The organism is Oceanococcus sp. HetDA_MAG_MS8, from assembly GCA_019192445.1.
Classification (GTDB): Bacteria; Pseudomonadota; Gammaproteobacteria; order Nevskiales; family Oceanococcaceae; genus MS8.
On sequence record JAHCMK010000005.1, the window covers coordinates 89,271 to 104,439 of the forward strand.

Annotated in this window: 11 protein-coding genes; 2 read left to right on the forward strand and 9 right to left on the reverse strand. The window is 59.0% G+C overall.

Annotated features, from left to right (window positions below; translation table 11 throughout):
* Window positions 1–113: 113 nt before the first annotated feature.
* The 5 genes from KI787_10185 to KI787_10205 form a co-directional block, all read right to left on the reverse strand.
* A complete protein-coding gene (locus KI787_10185) occupies window positions 114–1,499 on the reverse strand; it encodes a dicarboxylate/amino acid:cation symporter (GenBank protein MBV6630320.1) in 1,386 nt (461 codons plus the stop codon).
* 327 nt (window positions 1,500–1,826) lie between these two features.
* A complete protein-coding gene (locus KI787_10190; GenBank protein MBV6630321.1) occupies window positions 1,827–2,948 on the reverse strand; it encodes a HupE/UreJ family protein in 1,122 nt (373 codons plus the stop codon).
* Entirely contained in the window at window positions 2,945–4,060 is a 1,116-nt protein-coding gene (locus KI787_10195; GenBank protein MBV6630322.1) for a tetratricopeptide repeat protein, read from the reverse strand. Before KI787_10195 ends, KI787_10190 begins: the two co-directional genes overlap by 4 nt.
* Before the next feature lie 47 nt (window positions 4,061–4,107).
* Window positions 4,108–4,380 carry a hypothetical protein gene (locus tag KI787_10200; GenBank protein ID MBV6630323.1) on the reverse strand — a complete coding sequence of 91 codons (273 nt, stop codon included), beginning with the start codon at window positions 4,378–4,380 and terminating at the stop codon, window positions 4,108–4,110.
* A gap of 3 nt (window positions 4,381–4,383) precedes the next feature.
* The gene (locus KI787_10205; GenBank protein MBV6630324.1) at window positions 4,384–5,928 is read right to left on the reverse strand and encodes a DUF4331 domain-containing protein; all 1,545 of its coding nucleotides are present in this window, start codon (window positions 5,926–5,928) and stop codon (window positions 4,384–4,386) included.
* A gap of 219 nt (window positions 5,929–6,147) precedes the next feature.
* Between KI787_10205 and KI787_10210 the strand changes: the two genes are divergently transcribed.
* Entirely contained in the window at window positions 6,148–9,189 is a 3,042-nt protein-coding gene (locus KI787_10210; protein ID MBV6630325.1) for a hypothetical protein, read from the forward strand.
* Between the two features lie 269 nt (window positions 9,190–9,458).
* Here the strand turns inward: KI787_10210 and KI787_10215 are convergent, their stop codons facing one another.
* Window positions 9,459–10,541 carry an MBL fold metallo-hydrolase gene (locus KI787_10215; protein ID MBV6630326.1) on the reverse strand — a complete coding sequence of 361 codons (1,083 nt, stop codon included), beginning with the start codon at window positions 10,539–10,541 and terminating at the stop codon, window positions 9,459–9,461.
* 110 nt (window positions 10,542–10,651) lie between these two features.
* Between KI787_10215 and KI787_10220 the strand changes: the two genes are divergently transcribed.
* Entirely contained in the window at window positions 10,652–11,836 is a 1,185-nt protein-coding gene (locus KI787_10220; protein ID MBV6630327.1) for a class I SAM-dependent rRNA methyltransferase, read from the forward strand.
* A gap of 81 nt (window positions 11,837–11,917) precedes the next feature.
* On the opposite strand, the gene KI787_10225 is transcribed toward KI787_10220, so the two are convergent.
* Genes KI787_10225 through KI787_10235 form a run of 3 tightly spaced genes read right to left on the reverse strand, consistent with a single transcriptional unit; the run spans window position 11,918 to window position 15,157 of the window.
* A complete protein-coding gene (locus KI787_10225; protein ID MBV6630328.1) occupies window positions 11,918–13,060 on the reverse strand; it encodes a response regulator in 1,143 nt (380 codons plus the stop codon).
* Entirely contained in the window at window positions 13,053–14,162 is a 1,110-nt protein-coding gene (locus KI787_10230) for an HDOD domain-containing protein (GenBank protein MBV6630329.1), read from the reverse strand. The genes KI787_10225 and KI787_10230 overlap by 8 nt, the downstream gene beginning before the upstream one ends.
* Entirely contained in the window at window positions 14,159–15,157 is a 999-nt protein-coding gene (locus KI787_10235) for a hypothetical protein (protein MBV6630330.1), read from the reverse strand. Before KI787_10235 ends, KI787_10230 begins: the two co-directional genes overlap by 4 nt.
* Window positions 15,158–15,169: the final 12 nt, after the last annotated feature.

The following is a 15,169-nucleotide window of genomic DNA, read 5'->3' on the forward strand; positions in this document are numbered from 1 at the left end:
ACTAATCTGCGTTCATCTGCGCCAATCTGTGGCAAAAAACAACCTCGATCCCCGCTCTAACCTTTCCGATTGGCACCGGGTTTGAGCATAAGCAGCCCTCGGCTCTTCATTACTTAATCTGCGGAAGACGAAGTCGCCAGTGTGGAGTCGCCTCCGTCTGCAGGTTGAGCGGCGCTTGTTGGCGGCTGAAAGTCGCGCATCACCCATTTGTCGACGAAGGCGCAGGCGACCAGATCACCGGCCACATTCACCGCCGTTCGGCACATATCCAGCAGTCGGTCCAGGCCCATGATCAGAGCCACACCCGAGGGTGGCACGCCAATGCTGGTGAGGATGCTGGCCAGGATCACGATGCCCACACCGGGTGTGGCCGGCGAGCCGATGGAAGCCCCCACCGCCATAGCCACCACCAGTGCCAGGCCGCCTACGCCAATGTCCACGCCATGGGCTTGGGCCAGAAAAACTGCGGCTACGGATTGATACAGGGCCGTGCCATTCATGTTGATGGTGGCGCCCAGAGGCAGCACAAATTGGGCAATGCCTCCGCGCAATTGCAGCTTTTCAGTGGCCACCCGCATCGACATGGGCATCACCGCGGCGGAACTGGATGTACTAAACGCCAGCAACAGCAGGTCACGGGTATTGCGAATAAAGGCTAACGGCCGCATTCCGGCGCAGAGCCGAAGTAGCAGCAAATAGCCCAGCATGACCAAGGCCAGGCCAAAGAGGACCGTGGCGGCGTAAATCCCCAGGCCCAACAGGGTTTGCCAGCCGGTGCGGCTCACCAGTTGCGCCATGAGACCGAATACGGCCAGCGGGGCCAGTTTCATAGCCCAGCGCACCACGGCCATACACACTTCCTGGATGGCGACCAGCAATTCCATGATGGGCTTCACCGTGGCCGGCGGCAGGGACAAAGTCGCGACTGCGACCACAAAGGCGAATAGCACCACTTGCAGCATTTGTCCTTCCACAAAGGCGTGCAGGGGGTTGCCCGGCAGGATGCTCAGCAGCCGAGCCGGCACATCCTGCAGGGCGGGTAAGCCCGTTGCGGCGGTAGATGCCTTGGGCAGGGGCTCAGCAACCACCAGATAGCTACCCGGCTCAATCCAGACCGCCACCGTGATGCCTACAGCTGCAGCCACTGCGGTGCTCAGGCAGAAAAAGCCAATGGTCCATAGCGCCAGACGTCGCAGTTGGCCTCCGCCTGGTCCGGCTGCCAACCCACGCACGATGGAGGCGAAAACCAGCGGCACCACAATCATTTGAATGCTGAGTAAAAACAACTGACCGGGGAAGGCCAACCAGTTACCGATGGTCAGGCTCAGCGAGGGGCTGAGCCAGCCTGCCGCAGGGCCGATGGCTAAGCCGACCAGAACGCCGGCAAACATGCCCACCAATACTTGGGCCCACAGTTGCGCTTCCACCAATTGGTTGAGGTAGTCGCTCATCGCACCCAGAGGGCGTAACCGAAAAGTAGAGCCTTTGGTCTTGGTCATGACACCCCTCCCGGGCATGGCGACCGATCAACCAAGAGCTTAGCGAAGTCGCTCGCTCAGGTGAGAGCTGCAGGCTTCAAGCGGGTTTTGAGCCACAGATTTTCGCAGATGGACGCAGATATTTGAGTGGCAGTGACCTGAATCGGTGGGCGAGAAGCGCTTCAAGAATGAGATGCGGGCTGCTACCACCGCTGAGCGCTATGCGGATAGTTCGCTATGGCCTCCGATGACATCAGTCGGCGCTTGGATAGCGACTTCCAATCTGCGGTCATCTGTGGAAACCGATGATCAGAGAAGCCTTTATCTTCGCTGTCAATCAGCACGGCTCTATCCCCGCGGCCAGCGTTCCCACAGCCACCAGCTCGCGAGCGCGGCGACGGCCAACGAGCCGCCAATGCGAACTCCGGTGCGGTACAGCCACGTGTTTCGCAGCAGGTAGAACAGCGGGACCACTGCAATAACAATGGCGAGCTGCCCCAGCTCCACCCCCAGGTTGAAGGCCAGCAAGCTGAGCAAGCGCAAATCCGTAGGCAGCCCCAGCTCCCCAAGCACCGCGGCAAAGCCAAAGCCATGGATGAGGCCGAAACTAAAAGCCAGTACCCAGACTCGCTGGCGTACCCAGCCGGTGATGTTGTTGATCGCCGCAAAGACGACCGAGGCCGCGATGAGGGTTTCTACCCAGACAATGGGTAAGGACAGCCACTGCAGCACAGCCGCACTCAAGGTGATCGAGTGGGCCAGCGTGAAGGCTGTAACCGTACCGGCCACGCCGAGCAGGGCTGGTTTGAGCGCCGTCACTGGTTTCCAGCCGCGCTCCGCAGGACGCAGTACGCTGGGAATCAGCAGGCTCAGAAGAAACAGGATGTGGTCCAATCCAATCCAAATGTGGTGCACGCCTTCCACCACATAGTCGTAAAAGGTTTGCCAGGCGCCATGGGCGCCGGGGCTAAGCTCTACGTAGTTCCCACCCGGTTGTAGTAACCGAAGTTGGGGGGAGTCTTGCGTGGGGTGCTGCACTCGCAATACACCGCGATGACTGTGGTCCAGCTCCTGCAGAAACTGGTACTTCAGGTGCGTTACAACGCAATCGTATTGCGCCTGCAAGAATGCGTGCCGTAGGCCGTCGCGATCAATGAGTTGTAGCGGAGCGAAGTCTCCCGTGCAGGGTGAGTCAGCACTGAGCAGCTGCAACTCACGCTGCGCCATCGCCACTACAAGATGTTGCTGCGAATTAAGCTCACCCCATTGCAGCTGGCCATCGGCGTTGCTGTCTAGGTCGATGGCTAGCACCAAATCCTGCAAGGCGATAGCCCATTGCAAATTGGCGCCTTGCTCCTGGAGTTCTAGTTCTATAAAGCTGTCGCTGGGCCGGTGCGCGAGGGAGCATGTGGCCCATACAGTGAGTAGTAGCAGGACCAGTCCCCGGCTTGCCAGTCGATTCTGAGTCATGGTTGCACCCTGCTGGGCAGGCGGCGGTCTTCGTAACCCGTGCTCTGCAGCCAACTTTGTAGCTGGTTCAAAGCGGCATCATCCTCGGCGGCAACAGCGGCTTGGGCGAGGACGAGAGTGTCTGCAGCCTCGCGCTGATTTTGCCAGTGTGACCAGGCCGCATCCAAAGCTTTTTGAGCCTCGCCCACGGCTAGCCAAAAGCGCGCTTCTTCCCGCCCGTGGCGCTGGCTGGCAGGGCGCGTTTGTAGAGCGCGCCAGAGCGTAATCAGTTGTTCAGAAACTGGTTTAGCTTGAGGGTCTTTGAGCGCGTCTAAGGCTAAGAAACGCGGTACAAGAATGGCAGGGTTGGTGCTCGCGTCGGTGTTCTCGGGTTCGGTCAGTTCAAGGATTGTTAGCCACTGTTGCTGGCTGATGAGCCAGTCCAGAAATTGGTGCAAAAGCTGTCCGTCGCGGAGATGCTGGCTAGGTATGGAGGACCAGCCCTGTTTTAGGCTGGCGACGTCGCCGCGGCGCTGAGCCATGTCTACCCATTCACTCCAAAACCAGCTTTGAATTGCTGCTGGCTGCGTGATCGTTTGTGGGCGTAGAGCGTTGAGCTGCTGCCAGGCGGAATCAAGCTGACCCTGTAGGCTGGCCATGCTGTGCGTGCAAACCGCGCGAATATAAGTGGTATCGGCGCCATTCAGGCCTGCACAGGCTTCGGCGGCCTGGGCAAATTGCCCCTGCACGCGGAGGATATTGGCCAGCTCCAAGTGGGCTTGGGGGTTGTTGGGTTTGGCCTGCAGAACCTGCATCAGCAGCTGCTGGGCGTAGGCAAAATCGTGTCCGGCTTGGGCAAGCTGAGCGCCGAGTAATGCTGTAGAGGGTGCAGTGTCGGGACGATCTAACCAGGGCTGGAGTAATGCCTGTGCCCGGCCCAGCTGGCGTGGGTCGCCGCTCTGCCTGTATTGCCGGAGTAGTAGCTCTGCCATGGGGCGAGCCTGCACCAGCGGAATCTGAGTCGATTGACTGCTGCGCAGTCTCTGCACTTCGGCAGGAATGTCGACCAACATCAGCTGGTCGTCATCTGGGAGGTAGGGCTGCGTGAGGCCAATGGCTGGCCAGAGCAGCAAACAAAGAAGCCACCCCCGCACATTGCGGAGGTGGCTGATAGTCGCGGTCACGGTGTGTTGTTGATCGCTTGAGGCTGGGTGTCTTCGGCGGTGTCGTTAAAGCTGAAGGCACCGTTGTTGACAGCAAAAGGTTCGGCAGTGTCATTTGGCTGCTGAGCCGTTTGCAGTACCTCAGAGGTCGTGCTGACCACCGGAGTCGGGGTGACCACCGGAGTCGGTGTTGCAACCGGGCCATTGAGGGTGCCATCCGTTTCCGAACACGCCACCAAGGCCCCGCACAACAACGCTCCGCTTAGGCTGAGTTTTACAAACCTAGCCATGGCTTAGCGTCCTGCGACTTCGTTGGGCGAACCTGGAATGGGGTCGGCAAGGTAGGGGAAGCCTGCCTTGTAGTCCATGGGGTTCGGGCGAGCGCCGTCGGTGTAGCTCAACTGCCGCGAGGCTGCGGAGGCCGGGTCTTGATCTTGGGGAATCAAGACGCCCATGGCGGCGCGTAGAGCAATATCAACAACATCATCAACCGGACGACGACCGTTGGGGAAGCCAGCGTTGTCACCGCCCAGCACGCCTAAATCACTTTGATCACCCATGGGGGTAGGGGCAATGGCTGTGTTTAGCCGGAGCATTTCGGAGAGCACTGTGTCCATGCCCGAGGCAGGCCGTGTGACGTCCGGAATACCGTTAAGAAAGACCCAGATGAGGTCGGTGCGTGGGAAGACATCAGGGGCCTTAACGCCAGCACTACCGAATAAGATCTCCAGTAACTCGGGTAAGGATGGTGTCAACACATAAGGTGCGAAGTTGGCGGCGTCATTCGCCGGCTCTGAAGCATTGAACAGGTCCTTATCAGGAAGGCCAATGACAACCTCGTTAACCAGTGGTGAGCCCAGGCGCGACACCTGTGTCCATGCGCCTCCGGCAACTTCAGCGCCTGTTGGGTTTGCGATCGCGCTATTGCCGTCTGTGCGCTGTGGTTCAGGGTTGAGCACGCGTGCTTGACGCAAGCTTGCGGTAGTCCAGCCACCAATGACGGGGTCGCTTCCGTTAGTCAAGCATGCTGAGGGAAGCTCAAGCGCCAAGGAAGTGACGTTCTTGTCGGCGATGATGTTTGCTTCGAGGTTGCGAGCGTCTTGGCCGGCAGGGCCAAGCTCTTCGACCGGCACAGCGATGTTCACTAAGTCGAAGGTTTCACCGAGGTTGACCACAAAGCCTTCACGGCGTTGGCCCACAAAAATGCGTGCATCACCGTCGCAGCCAGGGATTTGTACGTCGTGCACAAAGCTGGCGGCGTAAGCTGGATAATCGGGAATCGATTTGTTGCCGATGTTGTCGATGGGCTTGGCGAATACGGTGTTACCGCTGTCGTCGGAAACAGGGCTGCTGGAGCCCGTACGACGATCTCCACGCACCACATTGACCGTGTAGGTCTCAACGACATTTTGCGCACTGCTGTCCATGGCGGTAATTGCGCCAATGTTGGCCAGCGGCACTGCCACATTATTTTCGGCGCCTGCTTCCCCGATGGGTAGGGACAAACCCTTTACTTCAGTGTTGAAGCGGAACTGGAAGGTGATGTCTTCCACGCCGTCGCCACTGTTGTCGATGTGAATCTCGTAGAGCGCGTTGGGGTCCAAGCTGAAGTAGTTAGGACCGCCGTAAGCGTCTTGCAGGGGCAGATAATTGGCGATCAGCGTGACCATGTCATCACGTCCGGTTTCGTAGCTGCGGAACATGTAAAAGTCCGTTCCGTCTACTTTAGGCGCCGTGGTAATAAATGGGGCCTCGCGGTGGCTAGAGGCCTCGCTGAGGCCGCTTGCCATTGAAGCAGCAGCTGCTGCGAAGACGGCCGTCTTCTTCAGGGTGTTCATACATCCTCCGGTGTACGCGCTAGGCGTTTGTTGGTGAGTCACACAGCTATTCGCGCTGACTTCGGCATTGGATGCACTGAGGCGTCGCGTTATTGGCACGTGGCTTGCACGACGGTGACCTGTTGCGCCAGCCTTATTTGTCAATAAACCGGCGTTCGGATTACTGTTTACTTCCCCCATGCGGTTGTCATGCGCCGCAGATTTGGACTGGAGAACACCATGAAATTTAAGATCCCCCTGGGGTTGGGAGCTGCTGCCGCTGTCGTATCGACGACGTGGTATGTCACCCAAACGGCCCCGGGCCTCTCAACGGGCGAAGCTGAGCAGTGCCCCAGAGGCTTCTCTGTCGTAAACACGGCGGAGTACGCCCGCGAATTTCGTCCATCACTCACCGACTCCCAATTGGCGGGAATCGAGGAGCAGTATGGCGAACAGTTTTGTTTGAACAACAAGCATCCGGAGCCTGTAGGCGAGATTCTGGCGGCAAACGACGCTTTGACCGCTGGCGTTGGTCCGGTACCAAAAGGTGCTTATCGCAAAGCAGTCGAAGCCAAGCAAGCCATGAAAGCCCTGCAACCCAAAGTGGCGGGTGCTAGCGGCACGTGGACCGAATACGGCAGCGGGCCCTTGCTCGATGATCCCGAGCGCGGCGGTCTAGGCTTGGGCATTCCCACTGCCATGGGTCGTGTGGACAGTTTCGCCTATGACCCTGAAGCCAATCGCTTGTTCGCGCTGATCGGCACCGGCGGGGTCTGGATGTCCGAAGGCGACACCGTGCAGGAACTGGGTGATTTCTGGGAGCCCATTGGCGACAACATGCCCACGCTGATCAACGGCGCCGTGGAGTGGACTCCGGCTCGCGGTGGTCGTCTGGTGGTGGTTTCCGGTGAGCACCTCATGGGTGGCAATACCTACTCCGGCTTAGGAGCATTTTGGAGCGACGACCTTGGCGCGACCTGGAACCAAGCCAATGGCGTGCCCGATGGGGCGTTGGGTTTTGAAGTCGCCGTAGACGAATCCAACCCCGACATTGTGTATGTGGCGACGTCCAAGGGCTTGTTCCGCTCAACCGACGCGGGCTCCAATTTCGTCAATGTGAATCTGCCCACCTCGCCGGAATGCGCGGGTGTAGAAGATTTCGGACCCTGCCAATTTGCCAACTTTGTCACCGACGTCATCGTCAAGCAGCCTGGAGGAAGCACCGATGAAGTCGGTGGGGAAGTTCTGGCAGCTGTGGGCTATCGTGCGGGTCAGGCCACCTTCCCGGATGGCACCGTGCATGCTCCCGGCAATGGCTTGTATAAGTCCGCGACCGGTGAGCCCGACAGCTTCACCAAGCTCGATGTGTCTGGTGATGGGCTGAGCAACATCGGCTTTGCCCCGCAGGAACGCATTGGCCGGCTGGAACTTGGTGCGGCTTACGGTCCAGATCAGGATCACAACATTGTTTACGCCATCCTCGGCGACGCGGTGCTGTTTAACGGCGGCGTACCCGTACTTGATGCTCCCGACGGCATTATCCCCAACCCCGGCGTGCCCAACTCCACCTCGCTCAATGGCATTTATGTGTCGTCCGACTTCGGTGATAGCTGGATTCGCATGGCGGATGATGTGGAGATTGCTCTGAATCCGCTCTCCGGCTCCACGTTTGCCGCCCTTGCCGCGATTCAGGCTCCAGGGGTTCAGTCTTGGTACAACATGTGGATCCTGCCCGACCCCACACGCACCGATCCGCTGGGTTTCCCGACGAGATTGGGTTTTGGGCTGGAAGAAGTGTTCCAGTCGCGGACCACGGATCTGGTGGGGCAAAACGGGATCGCCCAGCAAGGGCCCAGCGATTACAACGTCATCGGCACTTACTTTGCGGGGGATTCCTGTTTGGCCTTGAGTCTGGGCCTGCCGGTCTGCCCCAACAACCGGCCTATTACCACCGAAACCACCACGCACCCTGACCAACATGACGCGTTGTACATTCCTACCGGAGATGGCGGCGTTTGCCTCTTCGCAGGACATGACGGCGGCGTCAGTCGTCAGTGTGTGGCGGCCGGTGAGGAGATGGACAACTCCAAATGGGGTATCGGCAACAACGAAGGCTTTGATACCCTCTTGCCCTATGGTTTGGCGGTCGCCAACGACGGTCGCATCTGGTTTGGTTTGCAAGACAACGGCTCCGGCTACATCGACGGCCAGACGCGTGAGCGCATTCAAAACCTGGGTGGGGACGGCTTCTTTGCTTCGGTGGACCCCAACAACAGCGACTATGCGTGGTTGACCATTCAGGTGGGAGCCTTGAACGTCACCACGGATGGGGGGCTGAGCTACACCGCAGCCAACCCGCCTATCAGTTCACCGAGTTTCGCTAACTGGTTCACGATGGATCCCACCGACCCGCTGCACGTGATGACGGCCGGGCCGGAAGTGGTGGCGGTAACGCAGGGTCCGGCTCTGGATTGGCGCGAGGTGTTCAACCTCGGTACCAACGCCCGTACTGGCCAAACCAACATCATGACCCACATCGACCTCTACGATGGCCAAGCCTATGTGGCCTTCTGTGGTCCTTGTGATCTGCTAGGGAACTGGGAAACCGGCATCCAGAATGGCCTGGCGACCAACGTAGGTGGCGATGAGCCTCCAGTGAAGGGTGAGCCGGATGGCTGGCACTTCGCCGCCGCAGCTGGGTTGCCGAACCGGTTCATTACCTCCACGGAAATCGATCCGGACCGCCCGGAAACGGTGTATGTGACCTTGGCGGGTTACGCTAACCGCACCTGGATTCCGCCGGGCAGCTATTTGGATCCCAACACCGAGCTCGGTGAGGGCAATGTGTATGTGAGCACCGATGCTGGTGAATCTTTCCGCGACATCAGCGGGAATCTCCCAGCAGTCCATGCGCGCAACATCATCAAGCGCGGCACCCAGCTCATTGTGGCCACCGACGTGGGTGCCTTTATTTCCAGTGATCTGAACGGCAGCACCTGGGCCCCTCTGGGGGATATCCCCAATGCGCCCATGACGCAGGTGGTGTTGAAGCCGGACAACCCCAACAAGCTCTACGCCTCGACCTTTGGACGCGGCATTTGGGAATACGACTTCTCGGCTGACGGCATCATCGACGGTGGCGACAGCACCGGCGGTGTGGTGAACCCGCCTGCAGGTGGCAGCACCGGAGTCCGTGGTGGGGGCGCGATGCCGGGCATCTTGCTCATCATCTTAGGCCTCGCCGGACTTGGGCGTTCGCGGCGTGTCTTAGGCTGCGCTTAGATCCGTGTAATGACGCCCTGCCATTGAGCGGGCGTTCACTACGAAGCCCGCGGCCTCAAAGCCGCGGGCTTTTTTTTGCTCGGCGGGGTAGCGTGGAATATAGCCAACATAGTTAGTTGAGCGGCCAGCGCGCCTGTGGTCTGAAAGTCGAGCAACAATAGTCTCAGTCGTCAGGGCAGAAACCAAAAAAAGGCAGGTTGAGTCTGCCCCAGCACATATCTCGCTAATTCTCCACGCCGCTACATGTCACATTCGGCCTGCACGCTTGGTTATGGGCCCGCGCTGGGCCAAGTCCATAGTTCTCCTAGCTTGAGAACGGGGGCTTGCTCCGCATTCAGGCCCCGTTTCTCACGGGCTGCTCGCAGTGCTTGGGGTGGCTGGGCCACAGGCTCACGGGTGAGCTTAAAACTACCCCAATGGATGGGCAGCATCACCTTGGCGCCAAGATCCGTGAAGGCCTGCAGGGCCTCATCCGGGCTCATGTGCTGATACTGCAAAAAAGACTCCGGGTAATAGGCGCCAATCGGCAGCATGGCCACGTCGATATTGGGAAAGCGCTGCCCGATTTCGGCAAAGCCAGGGAAGTAACCGGTATCGCCTCCGAAAAAGTATCGTTTTTGGGGGGATTCCAGTACCCAGCCGCACCAAAGAGTGCTATTCGTGGGTTGGCCAATGCGACGGGACCAATGCTGCACCGGAACGCAATGGGCCGTCCAGCCGCCCACCTCAACTGATTCCCACCAATCCAGTTCCTGCACTTGATGACGTCCTCGCTCGTGAAACCAGTCAGCGAGGCCCAGCGGCACGAGCCAGGGTGTGTCCGCGGGCAAGGCCAATACCGTTTTTTCGTCGAGGTGGTCGTAGTGGTTATGGGATATGAGAGCAAAGAGCAGAGGAGGGATGTCTTCAGGGGCGAGGGCTGGTGCTGTTTTGCGTTTAATGAGCAGGGCGCGCTCAGTCAGGTGCGGATCGGTGAGCACATAATCGTCGCCTTCTCCGATGAGCATGGTGGCATGACCGAGCCAGCGCACTCCTTGCCCATGGCCGGCGACAGGATTGACCCGCGGAACCGGCCCAAATTCTTGTCCGGCAAAGCGGTTGGGCTTGAACAGCTCGCGAAGCAATGCGCCATATTGCACTTCAAAAGGCTCCCAAGGGTTGAAGAAGCGACCCTGATGCTGGTGGCTCGCCTCCAGTGCTGCGGGGAACTCCGCCACTAGAGGAGGTTGGGAGGCGCAGCCGGCGACACACATCAATCCCCCGACCAAGCCGAAGCCCAGGCAGCGGCGCAACCACGGCATCTTTTTGGTTTTGACGTAGGGCGAATAATGCATGTGTTGGACACTAGTCATGAAGGCGATACTGCCATGGGCTCTTCCTGGCTGGCCTTGTTTTAGGCCTGCGCGGCGCGTGAAGCACCCTGTCTCGGCGGGAACTCCATCGATCCAGGCATGATGGAACGATGAAAAACCAAATTCCTGTGCTCCGCCTCAAGCCACGAGAGCAACATAAGCTGCGACGGGGCAGCCTGTGGGTGTACTCCAATCAAATCGACACCAAGGTCACGCCGATTAGGGAGCGTGCCCCAGGAGAGTTGATTGACTTAGAAGACGCGCAAGGGCAGTGGTTGGCGCGTGGCTACATGAATCCGGCCACCTTGATTGCCGTTCGCATCCTCTGCCGTGAGCCCGTGACCATTGACGCCGACTTTTTTGCGCAGAGATTGCGCCAAGCCTTGGCCGCTCGTGAAGCCGTATACACCGCGCCCTTCTACCGATTAGTCCATGGGGAGGGGGACTATTTGCCCGGCCTGGTCGTGGACCGCTTCGGTGATGTGCTGGTAGTGCAAGAAAATACGGCGGGGATGGCCGCATTGCGCGATGTATGGCTGCCAGTGTTGCAGGAGCTGACCAAGGCAAGTGCTGTGCTGTTTCGCAATGCAAATCCGGCGCGGCAGCTGGAAGGACTGCCAGAGGCCGATGAGTGGGTGGGCGCAGCTGTTGCCCATGTAGAGGTCGAAGAAAGTGGTGTGACTCACCGCTGTGATCTGGGTGCTGGGCAAAAAACCGGCTGGTTTTATGACCAGCGCCCGCATCGTGAGCTCTTCGCAGGCATGGCTTCCGGGCGCCGTGTGCTCGATGTCTTCAGCTACCTCGGGGGCTGGGGTCTTGGCGCCGCTGCGCATGGTGCGCAGAGCGTGGATTGCATAGATGCCTCAGCCGTGGCCACGCAAGCTTTACTTCAGGCGGCCAGGAATGCGGAGCTCAGTGTGCAGGCCCACGCCGAGGAGGCCAGCAAGGCACTGCGTCGTATGCGGGATGCTGGCCGGCAATTTGACTTGATTGTGGTGGATCCTCCGGCGCTTATTAAGCGCCGCAAAGATTTCGCCAAAGGCCGAGAGCATTACGCCCGTTTGAACCACTTGGCCTTACAGGTGTTGGCCCCTGGAGGAGTCCTGTTCGCTGCGAGTTGTTCCCACCATATGCCGGCCGATGAGTTGCTCGCAGTTGTGCAGCGAGAGGCATCGAAGCAAGGTCGTCAGTTCAGTGTGTTTCATCGGGGCGGAGCGGGGCCCGATCATCCGGTTCATCCGGCGTTGCCGGAAACGGCCTATCTCAAAGTCTTTGGCTTGCGCGAAATCATTTAAAGCCTAGTTGTACAAGGCACAGCCTGCGGGTCATAGGCGGGCCGGCTTATGCCGGCTCGCGACGCGGTTCCGGCGGCCCATCTATGCGCTTTGGCTTTGCGCCACGGGTGTCGACACACTGGTGTCGACATGGTCTGTAAGGTTGATAGCAAAGCTCGCGGAGCGGGGTAGTTGCTCTTTATCAACCATGCGTAACACGGCGTCGATGGTCTGCTGCGTGAACTCATGCCCACGGGGCAAAACCAGCACCCCACGGTCGGTAAGAATGTCTGCTGCGAGCATCATGCCTGGCCGCAGAGCGGCGTAGTTCACACGGTGGTCGGGCTGATCGGTAGGCAGAAAGTCTTGTAACTGGGCATCGACGATGGCAACCCAGTCTTCCAGTTTGGGGTGCTTGGCATAGGCTGCGGTCGGCGCGGCAATCTCTGCTAAGTCATGCACCTGCGTATGAATGCGTTGCAGCAAGATGGCACCCCGAATGGCGCCCAAATCACCGAGTTGGTCGCTAAAGCCATATTGGTTACGCACCATGAGCGCCACTTGTTCCAAGCGCGGGATGCGGCTGATGATCTTGGCGCTCGCCATGGCGACATCGCGCCGGTCCGCTTTGGTTTTGGCGGCTTCGCGGCCGATTTGACCGATTTGGCTGAGCGCTGCGGCGGCATGGAGTGTCCACGCGACCTGCGGGTCGGCCTCGATGGCGGGGTCTTGCAGCAAAAATGTGACTGCGGCCTTGAGTCTTTCCGTCACTCCGGATGCCTCCGGGCTAGCCAAGCACAACACATCCGAGAGGGTTGCGACGGTGGCATGCAGCGTGGTGGACAACACCACGTGCTCAATTTGGGTGGCCTCATAGGCTTGGATGCAGGCTTGAATGTGCTCGGCGAGCTCATCCTGAGGGCAGGGTTTGAGCAGGAATTTGTGGATGCCGCCGCTATTCACGGCCTCTGCTGCATCGCTGAGCTCTGCCTGGCCGGTGAGCAAGATTCGCTGCATGTCCGGGCGGCGGTCGCGAATCTGCCTGAGCAGTTCGGTCCCATTCATTTGTGGCATTCGCATGTCCGCCACGATGACTTTCGCGGCGCTGTATTGCTCTAGCTCGTCGAGCAGCTGTGCCGGGTTCTCGAAGGTGGCTATATTGAAGCGCTCAAAATAAACGCGCTCGAAGGTGGCCAGAATATGTGGGTCATCATCAACAAAGATGACTTCGGCATGGTCAGACATCAGAGGTCTCCACAGCGGCAGGCTGTGCTAATGCTAGCTCCAGAAGGCTGTTCCCTTCGGCGCTGTTGTGAATAAAGTCATGATCTAGATCCTCAGCGTTACTCAGGCTCACTGCCAGGTGCACGCGCAGCAATGCGTTGAGGTCAAGGTCCGCGGGGGCGCGCTGCGGTTGGTGATGGTGGCGCACCAGGCTGACAATATCGCTGGGAAGCCCCCAGCATTGCAGGAGGTATGCGCCAATGGCAGCGTGACAGTCTGCGTCGGGCTGATCGGATGGCGCCCACTGCTGATGTCCATTGCAATGCAGCACGATGCGTCCAACATCGGCGAGTAGCGTGGCTGTGAGCATGGCTTGGTCGCATTCAGCCGCGCACAAGACCTTCGCGATGCCAACCGCTTGTATGGCGCGTCGACTAAAAGCGTCGAGTTCAGTGGAAGCGGTGAAGACATCTTTGCGAAAGATGCCCGCGGCCAGCAGTAAAGTTTTCAGGGTCTGCGTGCCCAAGCGCAACGCTGCCGTATGTAAATCGCAAATGGGATCGGCGGGCCGAAAGTAAGCTGAGTTAGCCATGCGCATCACCATTGCCGTCATGCTGGGATCTCGTCCGGCAATGTCGACGATGGCTTCTAGGTCATCATTGTCAGCGCCCAACTGCCGCATCATGTGTACGGCTGACGGTGCCGGTGGCAGTCGGCGTAAGCTACCGATCAAACGGGTGACTTCGGGGTCGTGTTGCTCTTGTAGATAGCTTTCCTGCGCCTGGATAAGAGCAATCAGCGCGTCGCCACTATAGGGCTTGACCAAAAATTGCTGAGCCACCTCCAAGGTTGCGATGGTGAGCTGGTCATCGCTATACCCCGACAAGATCACCCTTAAGGTGTTGGGGGAGTCGCGCATGAAGGCCTCTAAAACCTCCGCCCCAGACATGTCGGGCATTCTTAAGTCGCTGAAAACAATGTCGTAGGAGGTGGCGCGCATGGATTCAAGCGCCTGCTGGCCAGTGGTGCAAAATTCAAGCATCCAGTGTTCGGGGGCGAAAGCCAGTGAGCGGGCAATACCTTGCAGGACCAAAGGCTCGTCATCGAGAAACAATACCTTCATGAGCTGGCTTGGCCCTGCGGAATCCAAATGCTGAAGCGAGTGCCCTGGCCCACGGTGCTATCGACCTCCAGGCGGCCGCCCAGGCGGGTCTCGACTGACGTTTTTAATATGGCGAGCCCTTGACCAGTTCCCTGGCCAACGGGTTTGGTGGTGAAAAAGGGTTGAAAGATGCGCTGCTTAATCTTGGGGTCGATGCCGCAGCCGTTGTCGTCAACGCCTAAGCAAAACCCGGCGGACTCGACCTGCGCGCGAATATCGATTTGACCACGGTGGTAGCGGCCGCGATCAATCTCCGTCTGAATGGCATGTGCCGAATTGATCAACAAGTTGAGCAGAATGGTGTAAAGCTCCTGCGGTTTGGACTGCACCTGCATTGACTCCCCCTCAAAATGCGTGCGCACCTGCGCGCAGTATTTCCACTCATTGCGTGATACCAGGCAGGCTGTGTCGATGACCTCCTGCAAATCGACCTCGACCACTTCCTCGTCACTGGCCCGCGAGAGTCGTTTCATGCCAGCCACAATCAAAATGACCCGCTGCAAGCCTTCAACAATTTGCCCCAGCGCTTCGGGGATTTGCTCGCGGATGAACTGACGGCGTTGCGGGCTACAGTTGCGGTCCTCAAGCAGGTGCCCAAAGGCTTGCTGCAAAAAGCTGGTGTTGTCTGAAATATATTGGATGGGGGTGTTGATCTCGTGGGCGATGCCCGCTGCCAGCTGGCCAATGGCTTCCAGCCGTTGGGAATGCTCCAAACATTCTTGGATGGCTTCCAGTTCGTCGCCGACTGCTTGCAATAGTTCGGCGCCGGCTGGGTCCTGAGCCAGCAGCGTACTCAAGCCCCGAATGCGGCTTAGGTCATGAGCATGTTGAGGGTTCGCGGCTTGATGCAGTTGCTGCAGCACTTCTGCCAGACGCGTTTCTGGGGGATGCTCACCCGTGGCCGTATGCGCCGGCTCATGAGGCGTGTCTAGGCTGGCGTGGGGAGAGGCGGACATCACATGCGAAAC